General features: G+C 41.7%; 3 protein-coding genes. 2 read left to right on the top strand and 1 reads right to left on the bottom strand.

Annotated features, from left to right (window positions below):
- Positions 1-1,759, top strand: a 1,759-nt coding sequence (locus L4C33_RS21640) for a fatty acid cis/trans isomerase (RefSeq protein ID WP_428814450.1), incomplete at its 5' end; no start/stop codon positions are given.
- Positions 1,760-1,780: 21 nt separating this feature from the next.
- Positions 1,781-1,969, top strand: a complete 189-nt coding sequence (locus tag L4C33_RS21635) for a hypothetical protein (RefSeq protein ID WP_428814449.1) — start codon at positions 1,781-1,783, stop codon at positions 1,967-1,969.
- An 80-nt stretch (positions 1,970-2,049) separates the two neighbouring features.
- Here L4C33_RS21635 and L4C33_RS21630 read toward each other — a convergent pair.
- The coding region (locus L4C33_RS21630; RefSeq protein ID WP_428814448.1) for an Hpt domain-containing protein at positions 2,050-2,285 on the bottom strand (236 nt) is incomplete at its 5' end.

Raw genomic sequence — 2,285 nt, 5'->3', positions numbered from 1 at the left:
ATCTGAATACAACACGCTAATGGATTGGCTGGCGAACGGTGCATTAATGAATGAACCACTCCCATTGAGCCCTCAAGAGCTTAAACTTATCAACGAATACGAACGCTTGTTAAATAAAGGAGCGCTTAAGAATCAACTTTCAGCACGTTATATCTACGAGCACTTATTCTTATCTAGTCTTTATTTTTCAGAATTGGACGGTCAAAAGACGTTTTTCTCGCTAGTTCGATCTTCGACACCGCCTGGCCAACCTGTCGACCGTATTTCAACAAGGCGCCCTTACGATAACCCTAAAGTTGACCGTGTTTTCTACCGCCTAATCGCTAATAACAGTACTGTCGTAGACAAAACACACATGCCTTTTGCACTCAACGAGCAAAGGATTGATAACTGGAAAAAGTGGTTTATTGAAGCACCTTATTCGGTAGAAGAGCTACCAAGTTATCGCGTTGATGTTGCTGCAAACCCTATGACAGCGTTCGAAGCGATCCCTGTAAAATCTCGCTTCCAATTTATGTTAGATAACGCACAAAACACCATCATGGCTTATATCAAAGGCCCTGTATGTCGTGGGCAGCTTGCACTTAACGTTATAAATGACCGATTTTGGATATTTTTCATCGACCCAGATAAAGCTGATTTACCTGAAATTAACGAATTTTACGCGAGTCAAAAAGACAATCTTAAATTGCCAAGTGAGTTAGAAAGTAACACCATTCCGGTGAGCAACTGGGTAAGATATGCTTCACAGCAGGCTCGCTATTTGGATGCTAAGTCCGAATTTACGAATCAATGGTTTAAAGATGGTAGTGGCCTTAATACAGACATTATCTGGCAAGGTGACGGCGTTAACCAAAACGCAGCACTCACAGTGTTTCGACATTTCGACAGCGCTTCAGTTGTACAAGGGTTAGTCGGCACCAAGCCTAAAACCGCTTGGATTCTCGATTACGCTTTGCTTGAGCGCATCCACTACCTATTAGTTGCAGGCTTTGATGTTTACGGAAACTTTGGCCACCAGCTCATCACTCGTATGTTTATGGATTTCTTACGACTTGAGGGCGAAAGTAACTTCTTAACCTTGTTGCCAAAAGATGTTCGTCATGACGTTCACTCTAGCTGGTATCAAAATCAGAGCCGTCAATTGAGTGACTTCTTACAGCGTAACATCGCTCCCTTTGAGCAACCTTCCAGTGTTGTGTATAAAACCGAGGACTATAAGTCAGAACTTTACGATCAAATTATCGATAAACTCGAGCCAGTCATTTCGCACCGCTATGACATTATCGACACCGGTTTCAGCCAAGCTAACGAAGAATTACTAGACTCGATAAGTCAAATAAAAGGCGAAGGTCTCGTTCATATACCGCAGATAGTAATGTTGATGATCAATGGGGAAAATGGTGAAGATCAACTATTTACCCTGCTACATAATAATGCTCACAGCAATATTTCAAGCTTGTTTGATGAAGAAAGCAATCGTGACTTAGTAAACGATGATCTAACAATCGTTCGAGGTGTGGTCGGTAGCTACCCTGCGGCCTATTTATCGTTAGAAGAAAAAGACATAGAAATACTCGTTAAATCTCTAAATAATCTTAAAACTGAGGATGACTATATTAAGTTATTGGATCGCTTTGCAATTCGTCGAAGTTCTGATGAGTTCTGGCCTTTCAGCGACCGAGTTCATCAGTGGTACCAAGAAAATCAGCCTATCGAGTTTGGATTGTTGGACTATAATCGCATGGAGAATCGATAATACTGTCTAAGAGAGGCTCCTATGAGAATTAGAGAAAATATCGAAGCTCTTGAGCAACAAATTTACATTGCATGTTCAGAGGGTGATTACGACACCATGAACATGCTAGAGAACCAACTAGAGCTTCTTAGAGGTCGCGCTGAACACCCGTTTGACGATGACGCTAACGCTTTAGATGTTCAGATGTTTGTAGACGACGAGTGGTCTTAACTAGTAGCTATGCCTCTCAAATCTATCTAGCTCTGTTGCCTCAAGTTAAATTAAAAATCCTCTACTCGTTAGAGGGTTTTTTATGCCTGCTCGGTAAATTCCGCCAGTGCTTGTATTGATTGATCTAAGCTCGATTCCAATTCCGTTTTTCTGTCTAGGTAAACAGCCAGTTGATCATTACTACTTTCGATAATTTTACAAACGCTATACAAAGAATTAAGCCCTAGACTGCCCGCTGAACCTTTTAACTTATGAGCGTAAGATTTAACGGCTAGGCGGTCTTGTTGCTGCCCCGCCTCACGCATCGCTTCTATAA

It is taken from the genome of Vibrio makurazakiensis, from assembly GCF_050337375.1.
GTDB lineage: Bacteria > Pseudomonadota > Gammaproteobacteria > Enterobacterales > Vibrionaceae > Vibrio > Vibrio makurazakiensis.
The sequence above is the reverse complement of the archived record's forward strand: the minus strand, read 5'-3'. Positions and strand labels throughout refer to the sequence as shown.